This is a genomic window from Pseudoalteromonas sp. PSi26, assembly GCF_054960575.1.
Map to the genome: position 1 here is coordinate 59,429 of NZ_JBHNYT010000006.1, position 22,186 is coordinate 81,614.

The 22,186-nt window shown below is 39.5% G+C and carries 26 protein-coding genes and 2 pseudogenes; 17 read left to right on the forward strand and 11 right to left on the reverse strand.

Annotated features, from left to right (window positions below; all coding sequences use genetic code 11):
- The first annotated feature begins 54 nt into the window (after positions 1 to 54).
- From ACFI34_RS08025 to ACFI34_RS08045, 5 genes are read left to right on the forward strand one after another with little or no spacing between them, the layout of a single operon-like run.
- Complete coding sequence (locus ACFI34_RS08025; protein ID WP_462673100.1) at positions 55 to 1,275, forward strand: acyl-CoA dehydrogenase family protein; 1,221 nt, start codon at positions 55 to 57, stop codon at positions 1,273 to 1,275.
- Positions 1,276 to 1,284: 9 nt separating this feature from the next.
- Positions 1,285 to 2,106, forward strand: coding sequence for an SDR family oxidoreductase (locus ACFI34_RS08030; RefSeq protein WP_462673101.1), 822 nt, complete (start codon positions 1,285 to 1,287; stop codon positions 2,104 to 2,106).
- 12 nt (positions 2,107 to 2,118) lie between these two features.
- Positions 2,119 to 3,192, forward strand: coding sequence for a phosphotransferase family protein (locus ACFI34_RS08035; protein ID WP_462673102.1), 1,074 nt, complete (start codon positions 2,119 to 2,121; stop codon positions 3,190 to 3,192).
- On the forward strand, positions 3,192 to 3,896 hold the full coding sequence (locus tag ACFI34_RS08040) for a histidine phosphatase family protein (protein WP_462673103.1): 705 nt from the start codon (positions 3,192 to 3,194) through the stop codon (positions 3,894 to 3,896). Before ACFI34_RS08035 ends, ACFI34_RS08040 begins: the two co-directional genes overlap by 1 nt.
- Before the next feature lie 10 nt (positions 3,897 to 3,906).
- The gene (locus ACFI34_RS08045; RefSeq protein WP_170865589.1) at positions 3,907 to 4,653 is read left to right on the forward strand and encodes an SDR family oxidoreductase; all 747 of its coding nucleotides are present in this window, start codon (positions 3,907 to 3,909) and stop codon (positions 4,651 to 4,653) included.
- Positions 4,654 to 4,715: 62 nt separating this feature from the next.
- Here ACFI34_RS08045 and ACFI34_RS08050 read toward each other — a convergent pair whose 3' ends face one another.
- Complete coding sequence (locus tag ACFI34_RS08050; RefSeq protein ID WP_462673104.1) at positions 4,716 to 5,285, reverse strand: short-chain dehydrogenase; 570 nt, start codon at positions 5,283 to 5,285, stop codon at positions 4,716 to 4,718.
- Positions 5,286 to 5,496: 211 nt separating this feature from the next.
- Between ACFI34_RS08050 and arfB the strand changes: the two genes are divergently transcribed.
- Entirely contained in the window at positions 5,497 to 5,910 is a 414-nt protein-coding gene (arfB, locus tag ACFI34_RS08055; RefSeq protein ID WP_006793276.1) for an alternative ribosome rescue aminoacyl-tRNA hydrolase ArfB, read from the forward strand.
- A gap of 52 nt (positions 5,911 to 5,962) precedes the next feature.
- On the opposite strand, the gene ACFI34_RS08060 is transcribed toward arfB, so the two are convergent.
- The 3 genes from ACFI34_RS08060 to ACFI34_RS08070 all read right to left on the reverse strand — a co-directional run bounded on the left by ACFI34_RS08060 (position 5,963) and on the right by ACFI34_RS08070 (position 8,799).
- Positions 5,963 to 6,847, reverse strand: a complete 885-nt coding sequence (locus ACFI34_RS08060) for a spermidine synthase (RefSeq protein WP_462673105.1) — start codon at positions 6,845 to 6,847, stop codon at positions 5,963 to 5,965.
- Positions 6,840 to 7,463, reverse strand: coding sequence for a fused MFS/spermidine synthase (locus ACFI34_RS08065; RefSeq protein WP_008130517.1), 624 nt, complete (start codon positions 7,461 to 7,463; stop codon positions 6,840 to 6,842). The genes ACFI34_RS08060 and ACFI34_RS08065 overlap by 8 nt, the downstream gene beginning before the upstream one ends.
- Before the next feature lie 460 nt (positions 7,464 to 7,923).
- Positions 7,924 to 8,799 (reverse strand): LysR substrate-binding domain-containing protein, encoded by an 876-nt coding sequence (locus ACFI34_RS08070; protein WP_462673106.1) that lies wholly within the window; start codon positions 8,797 to 8,799, stop codon positions 7,924 to 7,926.
- 107 nt (positions 8,800 to 8,906) lie between these two features.
- On the opposite strand from ACFI34_RS08070, the gene ACFI34_RS08075 reads away from it, so the two are divergent.
- The 7 genes from ACFI34_RS08075 to ACFI34_RS08105 all read left to right on the forward strand — a co-directional run bounded on the left by ACFI34_RS08075 (position 8,907) and on the right by ACFI34_RS08105 (position 13,471).
- Positions 8,907 to 9,587 carry a hypothetical protein gene (locus ACFI34_RS08075; RefSeq protein ID WP_462673107.1) on the forward strand — a complete coding sequence of 227 codons (681 nt, stop codon included), beginning with the start codon at positions 8,907 to 8,909 and terminating at the stop codon, positions 9,585 to 9,587.
- Positions 9,588 to 9,968: 381 nt separating this feature from the next.
- Positions 9,969 to 10,370, forward strand: coding sequence for a hypothetical protein (locus ACFI34_RS08080; protein WP_462673108.1), 402 nt, complete (start codon positions 9,969 to 9,971; stop codon positions 10,368 to 10,370).
- Between the two features lie 451 nt (positions 10,371 to 10,821).
- Positions 10,822 to 11,589 (forward strand): hypothetical protein, encoded by a 768-nt coding sequence (locus ACFI34_RS08085; RefSeq protein ID WP_462673109.1) that lies wholly within the window; start codon positions 10,822 to 10,824, stop codon positions 11,587 to 11,589.
- 135 nt (positions 11,590 to 11,724) lie between these two features.
- Positions 11,725 to 11,976, forward strand: a complete 252-nt coding sequence (locus ACFI34_RS08090) for a hypothetical protein (protein WP_462673110.1) — start codon at positions 11,725 to 11,727, stop codon at positions 11,974 to 11,976.
- A 275-nt stretch (positions 11,977 to 12,251) separates the two neighbouring features.
- On the forward strand, positions 12,252 to 12,623 hold the full coding sequence (locus ACFI34_RS08095; RefSeq protein WP_462673111.1) for a hypothetical protein: 372 nt from the start codon (positions 12,252 to 12,254) through the stop codon (positions 12,621 to 12,623).
- A 51-nt stretch (positions 12,624 to 12,674) separates the two neighbouring features.
- Entirely contained in the window at positions 12,675 to 12,941 is a 267-nt protein-coding gene (locus tag ACFI34_RS08100; protein ID WP_462673112.1) for a hypothetical protein, read from the forward strand.
- 323 nt (positions 12,942 to 13,264) lie between these two features.
- Complete coding sequence (locus tag ACFI34_RS08105; RefSeq protein WP_006793268.1) at positions 13,265 to 13,471, forward strand: zinc ribbon domain-containing protein; 207 nt, start codon at positions 13,265 to 13,267, stop codon at positions 13,469 to 13,471.
- A gap of 208 nt (positions 13,472 to 13,679) precedes the next feature.
- Here ACFI34_RS08105 and ACFI34_RS08110 read toward each other — a convergent pair whose 3' ends face one another.
- The 4 genes and pseudogenes from ACFI34_RS08110 to ACFI34_RS08125 all read right to left on the reverse strand — a co-directional run bounded on the left by ACFI34_RS08110 (position 13,680) and on the right by ACFI34_RS08125 (position 15,531).
- The gene (locus tag ACFI34_RS08110; RefSeq protein WP_462673113.1) at positions 13,680 to 14,168 is read right to left on the reverse strand and encodes an N-acetyltransferase family protein; all 489 of its coding nucleotides are present in this window, start codon (positions 14,166 to 14,168) and stop codon (positions 13,680 to 13,682) included.
- Positions 14,169 to 14,222: 54 nt separating this feature from the next.
- Positions 14,223 to 14,426: pseudogene (locus ACFI34_RS08115) on the reverse strand (GNAT family N-acetyltransferase); the annotation flags it as partial.
- A 160-nt stretch (positions 14,427 to 14,586) separates the two neighbouring features.
- A pseudogene (locus tag ACFI34_RS08120) lies at positions 14,587 to 14,829 on the reverse strand (GNAT family N-acetyltransferase); the annotation flags it as partial.
- 201 nt (positions 14,830 to 15,030) lie between these two features.
- Positions 15,031 to 15,531, reverse strand: a complete 501-nt coding sequence (locus ACFI34_RS08125) for a lactoylglutathione lyase family protein (protein ID WP_008130525.1) — start codon at positions 15,529 to 15,531, stop codon at positions 15,031 to 15,033.
- A 114-nt stretch (positions 15,532 to 15,645) separates the two neighbouring features.
- Between ACFI34_RS08125 and ACFI34_RS08130 the strand changes: the two genes are divergently transcribed.
- The gene (locus ACFI34_RS08130) at positions 15,646 to 16,512 is read left to right on the forward strand and encodes a LysR family transcriptional regulator (protein ID WP_462673114.1); all 867 of its coding nucleotides are present in this window, start codon (positions 15,646 to 15,648) and stop codon (positions 16,510 to 16,512) included.
- Positions 16,513 to 16,586: 74 nt separating this feature from the next.
- On the opposite strand, the gene ACFI34_RS08135 is transcribed toward ACFI34_RS08130, so the two are convergent.
- Positions 16,587 to 17,258 carry a haloacid dehalogenase type II gene (locus tag ACFI34_RS08135; protein ID WP_462673115.1) on the reverse strand — a complete coding sequence of 224 codons (672 nt, stop codon included), beginning with the start codon at positions 17,256 to 17,258 and terminating at the stop codon, positions 16,587 to 16,589.
- Positions 17,259 to 17,819: 561 nt separating this feature from the next.
- On the opposite strand from ACFI34_RS08135, the gene ACFI34_RS08140 reads away from it, so the two are divergent.
- From ACFI34_RS08140 to ACFI34_RS08150, 3 genes are all read left to right on the forward strand, one after another.
- Entirely contained in the window at positions 17,820 to 18,095 is a 276-nt protein-coding gene (locus ACFI34_RS08140) for a hypothetical protein (protein ID WP_462673116.1), read from the forward strand.
- Between the two features lie 149 nt (positions 18,096 to 18,244).
- Positions 18,245 to 18,838 carry an ArsR family transcriptional regulator gene (locus tag ACFI34_RS08145; protein ID WP_462673117.1) on the forward strand — a complete coding sequence of 198 codons (594 nt, stop codon included), beginning with the start codon at positions 18,245 to 18,247 and terminating at the stop codon, positions 18,836 to 18,838.
- 25 nt (positions 18,839 to 18,863) lie between these two features.
- Complete coding sequence (locus ACFI34_RS08150) at positions 18,864 to 19,292, forward strand: hypothetical protein (protein WP_462673118.1); 429 nt, start codon at positions 18,864 to 18,866, stop codon at positions 19,290 to 19,292.
- Between the two features lie 370 nt (positions 19,293 to 19,662).
- Here the strand turns inward: ACFI34_RS08150 and ACFI34_RS08155 are convergent, their stop codons facing one another.
- A complete protein-coding gene (locus ACFI34_RS08155; protein WP_462673119.1) occupies positions 19,663 to 20,700 on the reverse strand; it encodes a methionine synthase in 1,038 nt (345 codons plus the stop codon).
- Positions 20,701 to 20,731: 31 nt separating this feature from the next.
- The gene (locus ACFI34_RS08160) at positions 20,732 to 21,706 is read right to left on the reverse strand and encodes a DUF1852 domain-containing protein (protein ID WP_462673120.1); all 975 of its coding nucleotides are present in this window, start codon (positions 21,704 to 21,706) and stop codon (positions 20,732 to 20,734) included.
- Positions 21,707 to 22,186 lie beyond the last annotated feature (480 nt).

The window sequence follows — 22,186 nt, forward strand, 5'->3', positions numbered from 1 at the left end:
CATTGAGGCGAATGTTTTATGCTGGGTTAACTAAAAAATAAACAGGCAACCCTAATGAACTTTGAGCCAAGCCAAAAAAGCAAAGACTACCTAAAGCGGGTAACCGCCTTTATGGATGAACACGTATTGCCTATTGAGCAAGCAGTAGTTGCGCATAACCATGCTAAAAATAATTCAAACGATTGGACCACTTGGCAACTAAGTGAGCACATTGAGCCATTAAAAGCGAAAGCAAAAGCCGCTGGCCTGTGGAACTTATTTTTACCCGATGCAGAACTAGCACAAGGTTTAACCTGCTTAGAATACGCCCCTATTGCAGAGCAAATGGGTAAATGCTTATTTGCCTCAGAAGTATTTAATTGTAACGCCCCCGATACCGGCAATATGGAAGTGCTTTATCACTTTGCAAACGATGAGCAAAAACAGCAGTGGTTAACCCCATTATTAAATGGCGATATTCGCTCAGTATTTGCTATGACCGAGCCCGATGTCGCTTCATCAGATGCGACAAACATGCAAGCAACCATAGATGTTGATGGCGACGAGCTTATTTTAAATGGCAAAAAATGGTGGACCACCGGCCTTGGTCATCCCAATGCACAGGTGGCTATTTTTATGGGGCTTTCCAACCCCGAAAACGATAAACACAGCCAGCATTCAATGGTACTTGTGCCGCTAAACACACCCGGTGTAAACATTAAGCGTATGCTAAGTGCCTGTGGCGATTTTGATGCCCCCTACGGCCACGGCGAAATGGAATTTAATAACGTACGCGTACCAAAACAAAATCTTATTTTAGGGTTAGGCAAAGGTTTTGCCATTGCACAAGGGCGCTTGGGGCCTGGACGAATTCATCACTGTATGCGCGCAATTGGTGCAGCAGAGCGCTGTTTAGAGCTCATGATTAAACGAGGCCTGTCGCGCAGCGCTTTTGGTAAACCGTTACTTAAATTAGGCGGTAATTTAGAACGTGTAGCGCAAGCGCGTATGGCAATAGATCAAGCCCGTTTATTAACCCTACACGCGGCATGGAAAATAGACACTCAAGGCGTTAAACACGCCATGACCGAAATATCGAGCATAAAAGTAGTAGTACCTAATATGCTGCAAATGGTCTCAGATATGGCAATACAAGTGTTTGGTGGCGCAGGGGTGTCGAGCGACTTTCCTATTGCCTCGTTTAATGCAATGGGCCGTATTTTACGCCTTGCAGATGGCCCAGACGAAGTACATATGGGCATGGTTTCGCGCCTCGAACTTAACAAATACCGCTAAGGCAACACCATGAAAACACGACTAATAATAACAGGTGGAGCCACAGGGCTGGGTAAAGCGTTAGCCCTGAGTTACGCAAGTAATTTGGGCGCTAACTTACAAATTTGTATTGCCGATATAAACGCCGAGCGTGCAGCCATAACCATTAGTGAGCTGCAAGCACTAAAAGCCGATGCCTTTTTTTACGCCTGCGATGTAACAAAACAAGCCGATGTAAAGGGGCTTTACGATATTATCCTAACCCAGTGGCAGGGCGTAGATATTGTCATTAATAATGCAGGCGTTGCCACGGGTGGCTCGCTTGAGGGCGAATCGCTTGAGCAATGGCAGTGGATTATGGATATTAATTTGCTTTCTATGGTGCGTGTGTGCCAAACGTTTTACCCCGCCTTTGTGCAACAAGGCGGTGGCTACTTTATTAATATAGCCTCACAAGCAGGGCTTACCCCTATTCCGTTTATGAGCAGTTATAACGCCGTAAAAGCGGCGGTTATAGGCTTTAGCGAAACCCTAAAGCTCGAACTCGCCCACGATAATATAGATGTAAGTGTTGTGTGCCCGAGCTTTTTTAAAACCAATCTTGATGAATCCATGCGCACTAGCGAGCCGGCCATGAAAACCATGCTTAACCGTGCCTTTGAGCGCTCTCCCATAAACGCAGAGCAAGTTGCCGATATTATTTATACGCAGTCACTCAAACGCCCATTTTTAATTTTGACCCATAAATTAGGTAAACAGGCCTTTTTAATGAAAAAACTACTCCCCATTGAGTGGTACATTAAAAACATGCTGAAAAAAACACGCTCTATGCAACGTTTAAAATCAAAATAATAAAGGCTAGCAATGAACACACAATTATTAGATCAAGCCAAAAACGTACGCCAAGGCGAAGAGCTCGACACACAAAAAGTAGATGCCTGGCTTAAGCAACACATTACACAATTAACTGGCGAGCCAAGTGTTACTCAATACGCAGGGGGGGCATCAAACTGGACCTACTGCCTAGAGTACCCAGAGCAATCGCTTATTTTACGCCGTGCGCCCAAAGGCACCAAAGCCAAAGGCGCACACGATATGGGCCGCGAATATAAGCTGCAGCAAGCGCTAAAGCCAGTTTACGGCTATGTGCCAAATATGGAGGCGTTTTGCGACGATGAAAACATACTCGGCACCGATTTTTACGTTATGGAAAAGCTTACGGGGATAATTCCGCGTAAAAATTTACCACGCGGATTAACCCCCACGCCCGAGCGCACCAAAAAGCTGTGCGAAAACGTACTCGACTGCCTAGTAGAGTTACACAAAGTAGATTACAAACAGGCCAACTTAAGCCATTTAGGCAAAGGCGAAGGCTACACCCAGCGCCAAATTAGCGGCTGGAGCGAGCGCTTTACTAAAGCCAAAACTTGGAATGTACCCAGCGGTAAAAAAGTCATTAAGTGGCTTGAAAACAACATGCCAAGTAACGAGCGTATTTGCATAACACATAACGATTTTAGGTTTGATAACGTTGTGCTTGATGCAAACGACTACACCAACGTACTGGGTATTTTAGATTGGGAACTTGCCACCCTTGGCGACCCACTTATGGATTTGGGCAATACATTGGCTTACTGGGTAGAGCCAGGAGATGACTTTTTAGCCCAAGCCACGCGCCGTCAACCCACTCACTTAGAGGGTATGCTAACGCGCAAAGAAGTGGTGGCCTACTACTGTAAAAAAATGAATATAACCGTAGATGATTTTACCTTTTACGAAGTGTACGGGCTATTTAGACTTGCCGGCATTGTGCAGCAAATTTATTACCGCTATCACCATGGGCAAACTAAAAACCCCGCCTTTAAACACTTTTGGGTGTTTGTACATTACCTTTTATGGCGCTGTAAAAAAGCCATTAACAACCAAGGTAAAGTCTAATGTGTATTTTATATTTAGTACGCCACGGGCAGGCCAGTTTTTCGGCTGATAATTACGATACGCTCTCAACTAAAGGGCAACAGCAAGCCACACTACTGGGTGAATATTTAGCACAAAAGCAGCTAACACCCGATGCTGTATTTGCAGGCAGTATGCTGCGCCATAATCAAACCGCAGAGCTTAGTTTAGCAAGTGCTAATAATACGCCTGTGGTAATAAACGATGCGCGATTAAACGAGTACGATCACGAACACATTTTAGCGGTTTATAACCCAGAGCTTGCCACCCCAAGCCAAGTGCGCGCTGCACTTAGCAAGCAAGCCGAGCCTATGGAATACTTTAAAACGGTATTTATTAGCGCTATACAGCAATGGGTACTCAATCCCGACAGCACTCAGTATAACGAAAGCTTTAATGCATTTACTGCGCGAGTACTGGGCGCACTTGAACAAATAGCCAATGAATACCACGGTAAAAAAGTACTTATTTACACCTCTGGCGGGCCTATTAGCATTATAACCAGCCATTTAATGGGGCTAAAGCTCGAGCGCTTTATTGATATTAATTGGAGCTTAGTAAACGCAGGCGTAACCAAAGTAGTGGCGCGCGGCAAAGGAAAAAATCAAAAATTAACGATAAGTAGTTTAAACGAGCATCACTTTTTAGAATGCCACCCACAACAAAAATTAATTACATACACCTAAGGATCTAATTATGCGCAAAAACATACTAATAACAGGTGCAAGTTCAGGCTTAGGCAAAGGCATGGCAAAAGAGTTTGCAAAACAAGGTTGTAATCTTGCTTTATGTGCTCGGCGCTTTGAGCTGTTAGAGCAGCTAAAAAGTGAGCTTGAACAAATAAACCCAAATATAACCATTAGCATAAAAGTACTTGATGTTAACGATCACGAACAAGTATTTAGCGTATTTAATGCCTTTAAAGAAGAGCTAAACGGCCTTGATAGAGTAATTATAAATGCAGGGATGGGCAAGGGTGCTTCTATTGGTACGGGTTACTTTAATGCCAATAAACAAACCGCACAAACTAACTTTGTGGCTGCACTTGCGCAAGCTGAAGCCGCAATGGAAATTTTTAGAGCGCAAAACCATGGTCATTTAGTGACTATTTCATCTATTAGTGCTGTACGTGGTTTTAGGCGCGCCATGACCGTTTATGCTGCCACTAAAGCGGCTATTACCTCATTAAGTGAGGGCATACGCATAGATGTAATGCACACGCCTATAAAAGTAAGCTGTGTACACCCAGGTTTTATAAGAAGCGAAATAAACGAAAAAGTAAAAACAGTGCCGTTTATTGTTGATACCGAAACTGGCTGCAAAGCACTGGTAAAAGCAATAAATAAAGAAAAAGCCAACAGCTTTGTGCCAAGCTGGCCGTGGGCATTTCTGCATTGGATTTTACGCATTGCACCACTTAGTACAATTCGTAAAATGTCGTGAGTGTTATAAATTTTAGGTATTAAAAAAGGTGGCAAATGCCACCTTTTTTAATTGTTTAATACTTATAAAAGTGCAAACAACTTTTTAAGCTGTGGCATGTATTCACTTACTAATGCCAAATTACTTTCGCTAACAAGTGACTCGGTTGTATCAGCAGCGCTTGACGCATTACCTAACGACCCCATTAACGATGTAGCGCCTTTATCTTTAGTGCTTTTCATACTTTGAAAACCACCCATTAATTTGTTTGCTGTTTCTTTATTTTCATCAGACAAACCAGACTTAAGATTTTCTATGTACGCCATAGACACTTCAGAACCCACGGTAATTAACTGCTCAGGCGTAAAGCCATAGCGAGCTGTTACGCTCGCAAAGCTTTTATACAGTGATTGCTCTTTAATCATATTGAGGGCTGTATTTGCAAGCGCACCTTGTTCTGCTGTAGTTTGATCTGCGGTTGCGCCTAGCATGCTACCTAAGTCAACGTTTTTTAACGCATCTTGCGAGCTCGCCCAGCTTGTAACAGCAGGTAAGGCTTTCATGTAGCTTTGTAAGTCACCCTCGGTGATATCTTTAGCAAAACCAGAAAAGCTCATTGCTAACAAGCTCAGTGATACAAGTAATTTTTTCATGCAGGTACTTCCTATTATCGAAAATCGATTATTATATTAGGCCCGTATAAGGGCTGCGCAATTAAAAACTAAATAATTGCCTATGCCAATCTAAATTTATTTATTGGCGTAAATGTATACTCAACTTTGCATTAACCGCCTATTTAGCTTATTCACCCTAAGTCAATGTACAAATGGTACAATGCATTTTTAGCAACGGAAACTGAACGCAATGTTAACAATTTCAAATACAGTCACTATTGATGAGTGGGAGTTAGAGCTCACAGCTATTCGTTCTCAAGGTGCCGGTGGCCAAAACGTTAACAAAGTCGCCAGCGCTATTCATTTACGTTTTGATATTAACCGCTCTAAATTGCCAGACTTTTACAAAGAACGTTTGCTTGCTTTAAACGATTCGAGGATCACCAAAGAGGGGGTTCTCATCATTAAAGCACAAAGCCACCGTACCCAAGAGCTTAACCGCGAAGACGCGTTAAAACGCTTAAAAGATCTCATATTAAGCGCTACCAAGGTCAATAAAGCCCGCCGTGCAACCAAGCCAAGCCGTAACTCGCAGCGTAAACGCATGGATAAAAAAACCAAACACGGCCAAACAAAAGCATTGCGCGGTAATATTAAGTTTTAGCAATAAACCTAAATGGATGCGCCTAGCATATTAGTGCAAGGCGCATTACATATTAAAAGTTAAGTAGGTTAGCAGGAGAGTATTGGTCGGTTAGAATTTTGGTATTTTTAGGCCAATCTTGCTCATCTTTTGTGTACTGCATGTAATTGCTTATGGCGTTTATATCTACATCATATTTTTTAAGCTTGGGCCCAAGCGCTTTAACACGTTCGTTAAGTTGAGCCTTAGTTGGCATAGCTTTAAAACCCGCTAAAATAATACGGTTGCTTCGATTAGCACGGCTTACGTTAATAAAATCGCCAAACACGCTATGGTAAGTTGCCGACTCGTGCTCGTATAGTTTACTACTCGAAAATGTATTCGCAGCAACTACGCCGCCATCAGCCAACACACCTTTAACCTCTTCAAAAAACTCTTTGGTTAACAGGTGCTCAGGAATGTAGTCACCGTTAAACGCATCAAGAATGATCCAATCGTACTTTTTCTTTTTAATAGCCGCGCGTTTAATAAAAATACGGCCATCTTGAACACTAGATGTCACTTTATCGTTTTCAATAAAGCTAAAGTAGTCGCGAGCCACACTCAATACAGCGGGGTCTATTTCTACATTGTGTATTTTAGCCGCAGGGTATAACTCATGAATAACATTCGACAATGTGCCTCCCCCAAGCCCAATAATTAATACATTTTTAGGATTTTCGATTACTAATAAACTCGCAAAAGTAAGCTTTGTGTAGTTGAAAACGAGCTTGTCGGGGTCGTTTTTGTACATGCAACTTTGACTTGTTTGGCTACTTTTAGTGTTAAATTTTAAGCAGCGTAAATCGCGAGTTTCATCAACAATAATATTTCGGTATAAAGAGCGCTCTTCGTGAATAACATTAGCTAAAGCAGCGCCCGAAAACACACTAAGTGCTAAAAGTACATATTTAAGCATGCGCAAGCTCCTTATTATTAGCAACACTGTTTACAGCAATTGCAACAACACCTAACACACCCAACGTAGTAGCAAAGGCACTAATAATGGTGTTTACATCAAACGCGAGTACAAAGTAAAACGAAGTAATAATAGTCCCAAGGGCACTGCCAAGCGTGCTTACAAAATACAAAATACCTGCAACTTGGCCACTTCTTTCGCTGTCGGTAACCAGCAACCTTACTGAGTACGGCGAAATCATGCCTAGTATAATGGTTGGAATAAAAAACAACGCAGTAGAAGCGAGTAACGAGCCATAACGGCTATCTTCAATATGGGTAAAAATAAATGCCATTATGGGCTCAGCAAACAACGTAATAGGCACAACCATAATGCTCGCAACTAAAAATATTAATCCGTATTTAGTCAGCGACGCATTTTTTGTACTAAGCTTACCGCCAAGCAAGTAACCAAACGACAAGCTAAGCATAAACACAGTAATAATACTGCCCCAAATATGTACACTACTGCCAAAGTAAGGCGCTAAAATACGCCCTCCTAAAAGCTCAATCCCCATAATGCAAAAGCCACTGCAAAAGGCTAAAAAGTAAATCAAAGCGTTTGTTTTTAAAGTCATGTTTTTATCGTTATGTAACTATAAGTAGAGCACCATACTAACGTGATGCCACCAGAGTCGCCAGTGTAATAATTAGCCGTTTGTAGGAATAAAAAAAGTATTGCTTATTAATTTATTGTGCTATCATTTTTGTTATAATATAACGTAATTTATTTTGTTGTATTGTCGGTTAATTGTACTTGTACCATTTCGCTTGATTAAGTGATCTACTTAAGTGTGGAAAAACGTGTTGATAGCCAGCCAAAATATTTGTTATTTAGTTGCTCTCGGCAATTGCTCCTGCTTCGCTCTACCTTCTGCATTTGTGCAGTCGTAAATAAGAGTTTTTTTACGCAGGTATTTCCATCTTTAGCCCCGCAAAGCGATTAAGTATTGTTGCGGATTAGTATTTTTAACCACCTTGCTATTTGTAATGTAGTTTTCATCCTAAAGCGCTTTAGTGTAGTGGCTAAAGCGCTTTTTATAACGAATACATGAGTTTATTAAGCCACCCATCGGCCTTCGATGGTTTATAAATTAACACAATGTCTTCACTGTAATGACTGTTAACCCCCTTTACAGTTAATTTTGTGAGCCCTAAATCATCAATCACAAAATTTGGTAAATACGCCAACGCCAAGCCACTTTGAACCACCTCTATTAATGCACTGTAATCGCTACATCTAAATACAATATTGCGCGGTGCAATATCGTCTTGCCAGCCGTCGGAGCCTATTCCTTGTTCAAGGCCGCACAATGGCGAAAACAGCGGGCATGCAAAAGCTGCGTGCAGTAATTGATTTTTAGTAAGCGTTAAAGAACCAGTTTTTACTAGCTGATGCCCAGCGGATCCAGCCACACTAAACCCAGTATTAAATACATCAACCGCCACTAAATTAGCGTGTGAGCTATTATTTAATGCCTCGCGAGTTACTAGCGCAATATGCGCAGCGCCTGATGCAACTTGGCTTATAGCTTCACCTTCAAATACATTATTAATACGTACCGAACAAGGCAGGTTGCTAAGGGGGGGAAGTAACTTTTTTAAGCCACTTTTAAGTAAAATGGCAGGGCCTGCAATAACTGCATTAAATTTGTGATTATCGCTTTTAAAGCGGCTAGTAAGCTGCTGGTAATTATGAACTAAATCACTACTGTGCTTAACAAACTCTTTGCCTTTATCATTAAGTACTAAGGTTTTGCCAACACGATTAAACAGCTCTGTGGCTAAGTTTGCCTCAACCTTTTTTAGCGTTTTAGACAGCGCCCCTGGGGTAATATTAAAATGTTTAGCGGTTGTGTGCAGGTTTTGCGAACTCGCCATATGGATTACTTTTTCAATGTCATCTAAATGCATAGCACCAAACCGTATTGATTAACAGGAAACAACTAACAACTTATTATCGATTATTTATATATAAAAATCAGCTTATAGTGGCGCTATATTTATTTTTGAGCATTAACATGAAACACATACTGCTATTTTTTATTTTATTGTCGAGCGCAGCACTTGCAAGCGCCCCTCAGCACAATGCACACAACACACATAAAACCCACAGTTATGTGGGGTTTCATGGCATGGCGCTTATATTAGCCGGCGATAAAGTACTTGCCAGCCACATGCCTTTATACGCCCCCCCACACAACTACCAAATAGTGTACGAAGTAACTACAGATGACACCCACCTTAAAATAATCAAAAAAGCACTAAACGAGTCACTAAAAAAACAAACTCAGATCACCATTTTACCAACCAAATTTGATTTAAACTTATTAATAAATAAGATGACACCCACGTTAAATACTACTGTGTTTAATGGCCATTTTGAGCGCGGAGGTAGGGCTTTATTTTCGATAAAGCTGACCTTTAAAAATCCGTTATATGTAAAAAAGCTCGCTAAAACACAACCTGAAAAAGAAGAGTTTGATTTAATAGAGGTTTCAGCAGAGCAGGGGTTGGTGATTCATAAAATACAAAGTAAACCAAGCTATGACTCACTCAGTTTAGTAGCACTAACTAACGGGAAATATAATGGCAAGTTAAAATGTGATGCGCCAGTAACCACAACACTTGCAAGTAAGCTAAAGGCCTGTTTTAAAAGCGTACCAAGCTATTTAGAAACTCGCGATTTTGCAGTTAATTAATCTATAACCCTATATACAATGACAGCCACTGCTCAATATTGAAGCGTTACGTGTAGTGACTGATACCTGAAGTTAGCGTTTCGACTGATATTCATAACGGCATGACAGGCTGTTATGAGCGAGAAGCAGCCGTTGAGATTGGCTAAATATCGTAGATAATTGATTGGTCAAACTGCGCTTTGCGCATCCATTCATGAAAATGAATGAGCGACGCGCGCATATTGGTTAATTTAACTTTACCTAAAATAGTTAGAAAACTTAGTGATAGTAATACCTTAGGTAATTTGTTAAAACTATATAATGTAGAAAAATGAACGTAGCGTCGGTAGAAATATGCGCGATGAGCGCACTATTAAAATGTTAGTTTTCAATGGAGAGTAGATGAACACTTTAAGTAAATTAGTCACTGTCAGTATTGTATTACTCATTACTGGGTGCGCTGGTATTTTAGGTGTCACTGGTGCGGATACTGGAAAAAGAATTAGCGATGACTGGGTTGAATATAACGTCACTCATCCGGGGCTTACAATTAAAATTATCGAACCTTATGCTCCAGATTTAATGCCAATATCTACGGTTGGTAAATCATCCCCGTCGCCGTTGAGACATACCATTATATTTGGAACCAAATCAAATCAGCATGTGCTTGAAGTTATAGGTAAGTACAAGAAAGAACTGTACTTTGATAATAGGTTTTATGGTTCAATTTGGTCAGGTGACGTTTTGATTCGAGACGGTAGCCTTTCAATAGACGGTAAGTTGTTATCAGTAATAGAAAACTAACAAAAGCAGCCACAGGACAAAAAAACGCTCCGCAATTTTTTGCCTGAACAAGTGAATGGGTGACCCCTTTGGTTTTTGAAATCCGAGATATACGATTTGTTTTAGAGTGGGAAGAGGGGCTGTTAAGTTTATAAGTGCAATTTAGAAATTTAACTAAGTAATAGCAACTGTGTACAAAAATATAATTGCTAATCGAGCAGAATTTAGGTGTAATGAATACATAATAAACGCTGAGTAATGCAGGGAAAGCTTACATAACACTCGCTAAGCTGATTAAATTAGCGAGGAAAGTGAGAGTCTCTAAAAAGCAAATTCCCATAGCATAAACAACACCAACTCTGACACACCGAGCAGGTAGCGCCTCAGTCCAACAAGCGATTATGCAACACAAACTGCGTGTCGCATAAATACTAAAATGTTATGTGCCTTTCAAATTCACAAGGATGTATTAATGAAAATTACCTTTGAAGAACCTTTAGAATTATCGTCAATAAATAATATCTCTGTGACAAGGAATACTAATTACGATAAAAGTTATATTGAATACTCCTTTAAGCAAAACGCAAAACCTATAGAGCATATGTTAGTAAACACGACGCTTGGAGAAAAACTGTCCGCTTACAACCTTATTGAAAAAGACCTAAACTCAGCATTTTCGACATTCTCTTATTTAATTGATTTTATATCTAAAACCTCTAAGGAAGAGCTTCAAGGGTACGGTGGACATTCGAACAATAATTTCATAATTGCTAAATCACTACATCAGTCAGCTATAGTTACTTATTGCAAATGCTTTGCAAATTCTTCGGGTGGCAAAAAGTCAAAACAGAAGCCTAGAGGAGTGAAACTTGAAAAACAACTCATAAGCGACTTTCCGGATGAACTCAAAGCAACTCATGAAGATTTGATGGAGATGAGAAATGAATATATCGCACATGGGGGAGCGTCTCCCTACGAAAAATGTGTTTCATTAATTTTACTGTCTAAAAATTATGAAATAAATTCAGAAATTTTATGCCTAGAAGCTCACTCAGGAGGATTAGATATTTCATTTTATCATATGGTTCTTAAGCTTATTTCGTCATTAAAAGGCAAACTTGAAGAAATGCAGAATAAGAAGCGAAAAAGTCTTTACGAAGGTTATTTGAAAAACTTACCTAAAGAAAAAATAAGGGAAAAGGCTACCAAAGTAACTAGAATTAGTTTAAGTAGCACATAACAATCACATTAAGTCGCTCGCAAGCTTGCTAGGACGCTAACGTATGGGAAGTGTCGCTTCGCTCCAAATTTTAGCCCATGTGTTATCGCACCTTATGTGGGCGTTAGCTTACTCATTTCATTTTCGGAGCTTAATTTGTTCGATTTATTAAACCCACGTAAAAACTTAGATTGTGATGAATATTTAGAATCAATCCGTAACCCTATTAAGCAAGACATGACTAGAGACTTAATAGAATGTGCAAGCCAGATATTCTCCCAAATCAATAGGCGTTACAGAATATCCTTTCAAATACCTATTATAAAAATTAAAAATGAATCAAATATAAGTGCTGAAGGCATGGATGGCATTATATATATAAGTGATTGGGGTCAAATCTTGACTTAAGACATTAAAGTCGATGTCTGCTAATGGCACTTAGATGAGCCTCGGTAATGAGCGAGAAGTAGTCATTCAGTTGAGTCATCATTTGTTTAGTAATAATAAGAGGAAACTTTCCTCTTTTTTACATGTTTATATAAGCTACAGAAAGCATAATATATATATCTGGTAATAACTTATAGTATTTGTTATTAATATGAGCTCACAACATTAGGATGTTTTCGCGCTAAAATAGGGAAAGTGTCTTCTAATAAAACTGTTAGCAATAACAAGGATGTTTCTTGAAATACCTTACCATTATTGCACTCATATTATCCTTCAATTCATTTGCTAATGTATTCGAAAAGATAAATTGTGCCTCTTATGAACCTACTAAATATCTTAATAAAACAGTATTAAAAGGTACTGTTAAAAGTGAGGTTACAGAGGTTGGCGTAAAAGAGTTTCTTGAATCTACACAAAATGATTCAAAGCCAAGAATATGGAAGCTTGAACTTTTGGATAGAGCGACAGGTAAGTACAAAAAGTCTTTTCCTAGAAGCTCACCTTACTCCGATGAAAAAACGGCTATTGAGCACCAAATAATACAGCCACATGTAGTTATAAACTTGGGGAAAAAGAGCATCACAGGTAGTAATAATGGTGAATTCTGAGGTGAGTTACTTTTAATCGATGAAAACGATAAGATCACACTCATCGAGCGTATGAATGTAAAAGATATTTTTGAAATGCCTTTCGGTTTAGTTGTCACATCAGGCTTAGCCCATTTATCGTGGAATTATGGTGATATTCATTTCATAAACTCAGATTTTGAAATTGAAAAGTTATATAGCTTAGTCGGTATGCCCGTATCAACATGGCATCTGGAAAGTGGCGCTCTTCTTATTAATAGTTACCCATCGGGCTCTCAGGTTTTAACTAAGAATGGCTATATGAAACGTGTGCAATGTATTGCTAACAAGGCAAATTAAAAGCGTGGACAAAAAACAGTTGGCTTTGTTCGTGCTTCATATTGTCTGCAGTCAAGATTTGCCCCTCGGCTTTTATACAGGCTGCATGTATGAGGGAAAGCCCTTTTAACCTAAAATAAAGCAACGCAAACGCCGCAATTCCTTCCAAAACGCCAATTAAAACAACTGCATTGTCATCTTATATTTGATGTAAAATAGCGATAACTGATTGAACCAAAATAGGAACTCGGCTATGGTTGATTCATTAACAAAAGCAAATAAAAAACGAGTTAGTCTACAGGCTTTTTATAAGTATTAATGTTTTCATCAAACAAGGAGTTACTATGTCGAAGAATTGGAAATGCCCGAAATGTGATTGTACTGATTACGACACAGATACAATTGCTACCACAGGTAGTGGTTGGTCTAAAGTTTTTGATATGCAAAATCGCAAGTTTACAGCAGTTATTTGTTCTAATTGTACTTACACTGAATTTTATCGTGGTAAAGCTAGTACGCTAGGTAATGTATTTGATTTATTTACTAATTAAGTGAATGGGAGCAAATCTTGACTTCAGACATTAAAAACCTTCGATGTCTGCTCATCGCACTCAGCAGTCACTTGATAACCTAGAATATTGATAATAATTGTCATGATATTTTGCTTTATTGATTAGTTTTTTCGGCGGCCACAATGGCCGCTAATATGGTTTAATACTAGTCAAAGGCACATACGTACTTAATGCGCTGTTTGTGTGATTATAAACCCACTATGGCGCTGCGCCTTTCCATTAAAATTACATTGCGCCACACACCATTTAATTTACCTAGTTTCTCTCGGTTTCCAACCTGCCTAAAACCATTGCGAGCATGTAAAGCAATACTATTAGTATTTTCAGGGAAGATACTGGCTTGTAGCATCCATATACCGTTGCTTTCTGATTCATTAATGAGTGCACAAAGCAATGCGTGCCCTAAACCTTTACCTTGGGCTTGGTTTGCAACATATACACTTACCTCGGCAACGCCCGAGTATACCTCACGGCTAGAAACGGCAGATAACCCGGCCCAGCCAAGCACCTTTTCATCCTCAACTGCTACAAGACGACAACAGTTGAGCATAGAACTATTCCACTGTTGCCAACTTTTCGCTTCAGTTTGAAAGGTCGCGTTGCCGGTATCAATACCTTGCTGATAAATATTTTGAACGGCTAAAAAATCGTTCTTTGTAAATAACCTTATGATCACAATCTTTCCTTACAACTATTATTCCTTAAAATTAGCGGCCTAATTATGAATGAGTTAGCTGCTAATTTTAATAACCGCTAACATATCGTCGTCATCCTCATCGAGGCCAACTTCTTCGAACCCAAAACTTGTATAAAAGTTTTTAGCAACAGGATTTTGCGGGTTATAACAAATCTCGATTTGTTCAAGCTTAGGAGTTGCTTTAATCTCTTCAATTGCCATAGCCAGTGCTTTGCGCCCAATGCCTTTATTTTGATAATACCAACTCCATTAAGTATGTGTTCTAAATTTTACGCCGAAAAAACAATTCAGTTCTAGGCGTAAATTGTTGTAAATGGTTGTTCCCTTTGCGAAATTTAAAACAAAGAAATGGGTTGTTTTAGCAAGTAAAATAGAGCAGCTATTTATTGGAGTTGGTATAAGTTTGATCAACCATAAAGCGCCAAATAGAAACCTTTGCAGGGGTTTCTTGTACCCACATAAAAAAGCCTACTGGTACACCATTTAAGTAAATAGCTTTACAGGTATACCCGCTATTGTAGTGCGCCTCAACTAACGACCACATATTACACGCTACGTATTCTTCTTGCGTTTTAGCAACCTCTAAATCGCATATGGCTTCGTAGTTATCGGCGGTGATGTCTTCCAGTGACAGATTCATGTTTTTCCTTCAGATCCACTTAGTGTAATTAGTAAGCTATCAGTGTATGTACCTATAATCAATCAAATGAAGAGGTTGATTTTCTCCCCCCATAAATTAGCCAAACTAATAATCTACAAATCTATTTAACACAAAAAGGCCGCAGTAAATAAATACTGCGGCCTTTGCTTTTAGCTAAGTACTTTTTAAGCTAAGTGCTATTTAATAAGCCCCTGCGCTGTAAATAAGCTCGTAGCTGTGGCTGTAAATCTCAAGGATGTTACCAAACGGGTCTTCCATGTAGATCATGCGGTACGGCTTTTCGCCAGGGTAGTAGTAACGTGGCTCTGGCATACGTTTTTTACCACCTGCAGCAACAATACGGTCCGCTAAACCTTCCACATCTGGGTCTTGTACACAAAAATGGAAGATACCGGTTTTCCAGTATTCAAAGTTGTCTTTAGGGTTTTCTTGGTCTTTAAATTCAAAAATTTCTACACCAATACGGTCGCCTGTTGAAAGGTGCGCTATTTTAAATTTTTCCCAATTTGGACCAAATACATCGGTGCACATTTCGCCAATGGGGCTGTTATCTTCAGTGATCACGGTAGGCTCCATTATGGTGTACCAGCCCATCACCTTAGTGTAAAACTCTACGGCTTTTTCAACATCTGGTACTGAAATTCCAATGTGCGAAAAACTACGTGGATATGTATGACTCATAATCTGTCCTCTTTAACGTGTGGCTTGTTTTGTAACGAGTTGATGGAGTTAGTTTACGAACCATGCGTTATTAAGTAAAATTATCATTAATCATCATTTTGAGTATGTTTTGTAATGATAAACCCGACATGGTTAAACACGTTTTGCACGTTGGTTGAGGTAAATCATTTTACCCAAACCGCCGAGCGCTTATTTATGACCCAATCTGGCGTAAGTCAGCACATTAAAAAGCTAGAGCAGCAAGTAAACTGTGCGCTATTAGAGCGCCACGGCAAACAGTTTACGCTTACCCTACATGGGCAAAACTTGTATCAACAAGGCAGCTTATTATTAAAAGAATGGCAGTTTTTAGAACAACAATTAAAAGATGACTCGCCTTTCAGCGGTTTAGTTAAAATACAGTCGCCTGGTAGTTGTGGGCTAAAGTTTTACAATCAACTATTAGCACTGCAAGTAGAGCACAAGGAGCTAGTTATAGATTACCGCTTTGCTCCAAATACCAGTGTTGAACAAGCGGTGGCAAACCACAGTGCCGATATTGGGTTTCTAACTCAAGCGCCAACCCTTAGCGAAGTTACTAGCCACAAAATTGGTCAAGAAGCTTTATTATTATTAACCCCTGCACATATTAAAAACCCAACGTGGGAGGTTTTATGTGAGCTTGGCTTTATTGGCCACCCCGATGCAAAACACCACGCGCAGCTGCTACTAAGTGAAAACTACAGTGAGTTTGAACATGTTGATCAAATTAAACAAACGGGGTTTTCTAACCAAATAAGTTTAATACTGGAGCCGGTAAGTTTAGGGTTGGGTTTTACGGTTTTACCTGCGCATGCTGTTAGCGCATTTAATAAACCCGGACTGATAAAAACGCACCATTTAGCTAATCCGATTAGCGAAAATATTTATGTGTGCCATCACCGTAATAGGCCAATGGCAAAGCGCATGAATACAGTAATTGAAGCAATAAAATCAGGCTAGGGCGCGTGTAACTGCGCCCGTAAAGCCCCTTTACAGTGTTGGTTTTTGATAAGGCTTAAAAAAGGGCCTCGTTTTTAACTTACTAATTTGGCTTTTAAATCAACTAAATCGGTTGCAGTGGTGGTTGGCTGAATTTCCCATGGATCAAAAATAGAATCCTCAGAACGCTTTATCCACGCACCGCGCATGCCATGCGAAATAGCTCCGGTTATATCAAACGGATTACTCGAAATAAGCCACGTGTTAGCACCCGTTGAATTTGCCTCGCGTAAAAAGTGGCTGTAAACACCTGGGTTTGGTTTAAATGTTTTCATATCGTCGGCGCTTACAACACCTTCAAAATAATCAACTATACCTGCCGTTTCGAGCAAAGTATTTACCGCATCAGCAGCGCCATTAGAAAATGCAAACAACCGGTAATTTTGTGTTTTAAGTTGCTCAAGCCCTTTTTTAACATCATCAAAGGCGGGTAAAATTTTATATTGCTCAAGCAATTGCTGTTTTTGATCATCAGAGAGTGGAGTTTTATGCGCTAGGCAAGCGTAGTCTAACGCCTGTTTAGTACACACTGAAAACGGAACATAGTTTTGCATTAAGCCGCGCCTAAACGAATACTCTAACTGTTTTTCACGCCATGTATTTGAAAAGTTTTGCGCTTTATTGCCAATCATATTTTCAAGTAAAGATAGTACGCCGTGGGTGTTTATTAGCGTGCCGTATACGTCAAATGCGAGTGTGGTTGCCATGTTTGCTCCCAAAATTTAAGTTACTTGTAGCCTAATTGTTTCGAGCTTAACTTACTTTGAACGACTGCTCAACGTTGTTAATTTGTTATATAAGAAGGTGCAGCAACAACACCCGCGCCATAAACGCTAACAGAAACCCCGCAACATTTTAATTAAGGAAACAGCACTTTCAAACCCGAGATACTCGCTCGTTTTAGAATGGCTAGAACGGCTGTTGAGTTTATAAGTGCAAGTTATAAATGAAATTAAGTAATAGGGTTTATTAGCCTGTCTTTTCGAGATAGCCTTGTGAGTAGTCAGGTGTGAGCAAAAACTGAGCATTGAGATTGGAGGAATATAATAGCTAATCAATTCATCAAACAGTTCTTTGCTCACATATTTTTAAAAATGAGCAAAGAGCGCATATTGTTCTATTTAACTTTACTTTAAATTTTTAGAAAACTTAATGATAGTAATACCTTAGGTTATTTGCTAAAACTATATAAAGTAGAAAAATGAGCGTGGCATCGGCAGAAATATGCGCGATGAGCGCACTATTAAATTGTTAGCTGGATACTGAATATGGAGCTCACATTTCACATTGCTTTAGTCTTTGGTGCGATATTTGGTTTAGGTTTAGTTATTACTATTATTCTATGGTTTAAATTTTTCTCAATAATAAAGCGTGTAGATCCTGAGTTGCATGAACGTTTAAGGTTTAGGCTTAAGCCCAGTTTAAGTAAAGGATATGGAAGCTTTATTTTTAAAAAGGAATTTGAAGATTATCCAAACCAAGAAATTTATAGTTTATCGAAGATAACTCTATTGGGTTGGACATGTAGCCCAGTGGGGATTTAATTTTTATATATTAATAATTGCTGTACTAATTATTATCCAGCTAACAAGCGCCTAAACTCCGTCAATGTTAAGTTGTCACGGTTTTGGCAAACAACGCAAAAAGCCGCGCCAACACATTGCGTGTTAGGCGGGCGTTATAGAGAGTATTAATGAAAGTCAGTAATCCATTAACCATTATTGCTATATTTGCCGGGTTGGCTGAAGCTCTCGCAACAGTCGCTCTTCTTGGTTTGCCTAAGGAATTACAAGAAATATTCCTTTACTTTGTAATGGCTTTTCCCTCCTTAATTGTGACTCTCTTCTTCATAGTCTTATATTTCAATAATCATGTATTATACGCTCCAGGTGACTACCAAAACCCTGAACATTATTTGAAGGTAAATAACGTTGACATTAAACAATTGCTTACTTCTGAACTATCCAAAAATAGGCCAAAAGTTGAGCAAGAAGATACTTTAATAAATACAGCAGTAGGTGCTGCTGGCGATAGCTCAGAATTGGCAAAAAAATCTCTTGATGTAGCTCGAGAGGTGACAGAAGATTTATTTAGTCCTGCTTTAGAGTTGCTGGTATTTCAACTTCTTGAGAAACCGGGAAAAGATAGAAAAAAAATTATTAATTCCATAAAAAGTGATAATTTACGGAAAATGCTAGTTTCTATACTAGAGAAAATTAAAACTCAAGTTGGTGAAGATTCCTATAACAAACCAATTCAGCCGACCGCTAAAGCGTCGGCTGATTGAAGCATTATGTCGCATGGAAGGTTAAGTGAAAATATTTATTGGAATTGTAGTTTTAACGTCAGCTTTGATTGCGATTATTGCCTTTAGCAACCAGGCTCAAGTGTTCTTACTCCACAAGATGTACTCTCTAGGTTCTGGTATGGACGATGGGGCAACAGAGTTATTTATTCGTAATAAACACCGCTACAAATCTGTTGTTTTGGAATTGCTTAATGCTGAAACTCCCAACACTTACAAAGCTCAAGCTTCTTTTTTGTTTGGCGAGCTACTATTAGATGACCCTGAAATTCATGAAAAAATAAAAGATATTTCGGTTAATCACCGAAACAAACAAATTAGATGCTTTTGGTTTGATGTACTGGATGGTCGGTTCGAGCATGAGCTTATAGCAGGTAGTGAATCTGGTAAGTTTGCTACTTATGTGGTTAAAGACAAAGGAAGTAGGTGCGAGTAAATGCCACATAACAAAAAAATTAAGTCACTCACTGCGTTCGCTGGGACGCAAACACGCGAGGCTGCTTCGCCATTATGCCCCACGTGCCTGCGCACCTTATTTAAAAGTTACCGTTCTCTGTAAATGAGGTACTTTCCAATCAATAATACCTAGCGGCTCGGTTAGGTTTAATTACTTTTGCTAGGTTTGTTGCACTCAATCCAACCAACACTCAACAAACTTAAAACCTTTCACCTAACACCTTTTGCCTTTAACCTTATAATTTAACTGTAAACCCCCATGACATTTTGATTAAAAAAGCCACACCTCAACATGTGTTAAGGTGTGGCTTTTTGCAACAGCTATAACTAAAATTAAGCGACATTCGCTGCTAATAACTGGCTGCTAATAGCTCGTTACGCACTAGCTCTGCGCCTTTGCTTAGAGCGTTTAGCTTACCGTTTGCTATATCGCGGGGTAGGGGGGCCATGCCGCAGTTGGTGCAGGGGTAGAGTTTATCGGCATCTACATATTTAAGCGCTTCGCGTAGGGTTTTGGCAACCTCTTCAGGGGTTTCTATAGTATTGGTGGCTACATCGATTGCACCCACCATTATTTTTTTACCGCGTACCAGTTCGAGTAGCTCTATGGGTACCTGTGAGTTTTGGCATTCGAGCGAAATAATATCTATATTCGATTTTTGCAGCTTAGGGAATACCTCTTCGTATTGTCGCCACTCGGTGCCGAGGGTTTTCTTCCAATCGGTGTTGGCTTTAATGCCGTAGCCGTAGCAAATATGCACGGCGGTTTCGCATTTTAACCCTTCTATAGCTCGCTCTAGGCAGGCAATGCCCCAGTCGTTCACCTCATCAAAAAACACGTTAAAAGCGGGTTCATCAAATTGAATTATATCAACCCCAGCGGCTTCTAGCTCTTTGGCTTCTTGGTTGAGTATTTTAGCAAATTCCCATGCTAGTTTTTCACGGCTTTTATAGTGATCATCATACAGGGTGTCGATCATGGTCATTGGCCCTGGCAATGCCCATTTAATTGGTTGGCTGGTTTGCTGGCGTAAAAACTTGGCGTCTTCAGCAAATACCGATTTAGTGCGAGACACAGGGCCAACCACTGTGGGTACGCTGGCATCGTAACGGTCGCGAATTTTAACTGTTTTACGGTTTTCAAAATCAACGCCATTTAAGTGTTCAATAAAGGTGGTTACAAAGTGCTGACGAGTTTGTTCGCCATCGCTGACTATATCTACGCCTGCGGTTTGTTGCTCGTGCAGGGAAATACGTAAGGCGTCGTGTTTGCCATTTACCAGCTCGCTACCTTGTAATTTCCACGGTGACCATAAGGTTTCGGGCTCAGCAAGCCATGACGGTTTTGGCAAGCTACCAGCTGATGATGTGGGTAATAGTTTTTTCATAATAAATGCTGCCTTTAATTTTGTTGTGTGATTAAGCGATACTTGCTGAGAACTGCTGCAGTACTGACTGATAAGGCTTAATAAAGTGCCGCTCGGTAAATTTACCTTGCTCAACCGCTAATTGACCTCGCTCTGCGCGGTCATACACAATTTGCGTTAACGAATGATCGTCATTTTTTAAATTCGGTTTATAACGGCTACCTGCGGCGGCATTAGCGTTATAAATTTCTGGACGATAAATTTTTTGAAACGTTTCCATGGTGCTAATAGTGCTAATTAGTTCAAGGTTGCTGTAGTCGTTAAGTAGGTCACCAAAAAAGTAAAACGCTAACGGTGCAACGCTGTTTGGTGGCATAAAGTAGCGCACTTGTAAGCCCATTTTTTTAAAGTATTGCTCTGTTAACGACGACTCATTAGGCTGATACTCTACGCCTAAAATAGGATGTAAATTTTCGGTTTGCTGATAGATTTTGTTATCAGACACGCTTAAACAAATAACCGGTGGCTTTTTAAAATGCTGCTTATAGGTATTTGAGTTTACAAAGCATTTAAACAACTTACCGTGTAAGTCACCAAAATTATCAGGGATACTAAATTGCGGTTTGCTTTTGTTATGCTCAAGCAATAACACGCTAAAGTCGTAATCGCGCACATACGATGAAAAGTTATTACCCACCATGCCTTCAATTCGCTCGTTGGTTTGACGGTCAATAATATTGGTTTTTAATACCTCAATTGACGGAAATGCCTGGCCACTGCCTGCAATGTCTAAATCAACCGAAATGATTTTGAGCTCAACCGCATAACGATCCCCTTGCGGGTTATCCCAACTGGCCAGTGCATTAAAGCGGTTGTTGATCATTTTTAGGGTATTACGCAGGTTTTGTTGGCGGCTTTCACCCCTTGCTAAATTAGCGAAATTGGTCGTAATACGTGTGTTATTTGATGGATGGTAGTTTTCATCCAAGTTAGTGCTTTTAATAATAAATGTAAGATCAGTGCTCATAGCCGTATCCTTTCAATTTGACTGGTTGCTGCTTTTATTAACTGGCTGTAAACCGATATAAAGGTTAAGCAGTCGTGTGCTTTGCAGAGTTAATAAATTTATACGCGGTATGCAGCATGAAGAAAAACGGGTTTATTTCAGGTAAAACATGAGACAGATTCACGCTTGAGTGAATTCATTAATTTAGTAATATTGATTAGTTGCTGATGAGAGGCACAAGTCAATTTAGACGTCTAGATTTCTATTTAATAAAGTAAGCTATGCAGTTTATTCATATAAAACCTGAATAATATTCAACGCTTTTAGAACATGCTTATAGTTTGTACTGGTAGGTCTGATATTTAATAAAGTCTAATTAATTTAATGATTTAAAAGTCACAACCCACTTTAAAAATTTAATATAAAGCTAAATGAGGAAATGTTTATTTTTTTAAATGCAGTTTTGCATTTAAAAATAGGGCGCTTAATTAAACACATTGA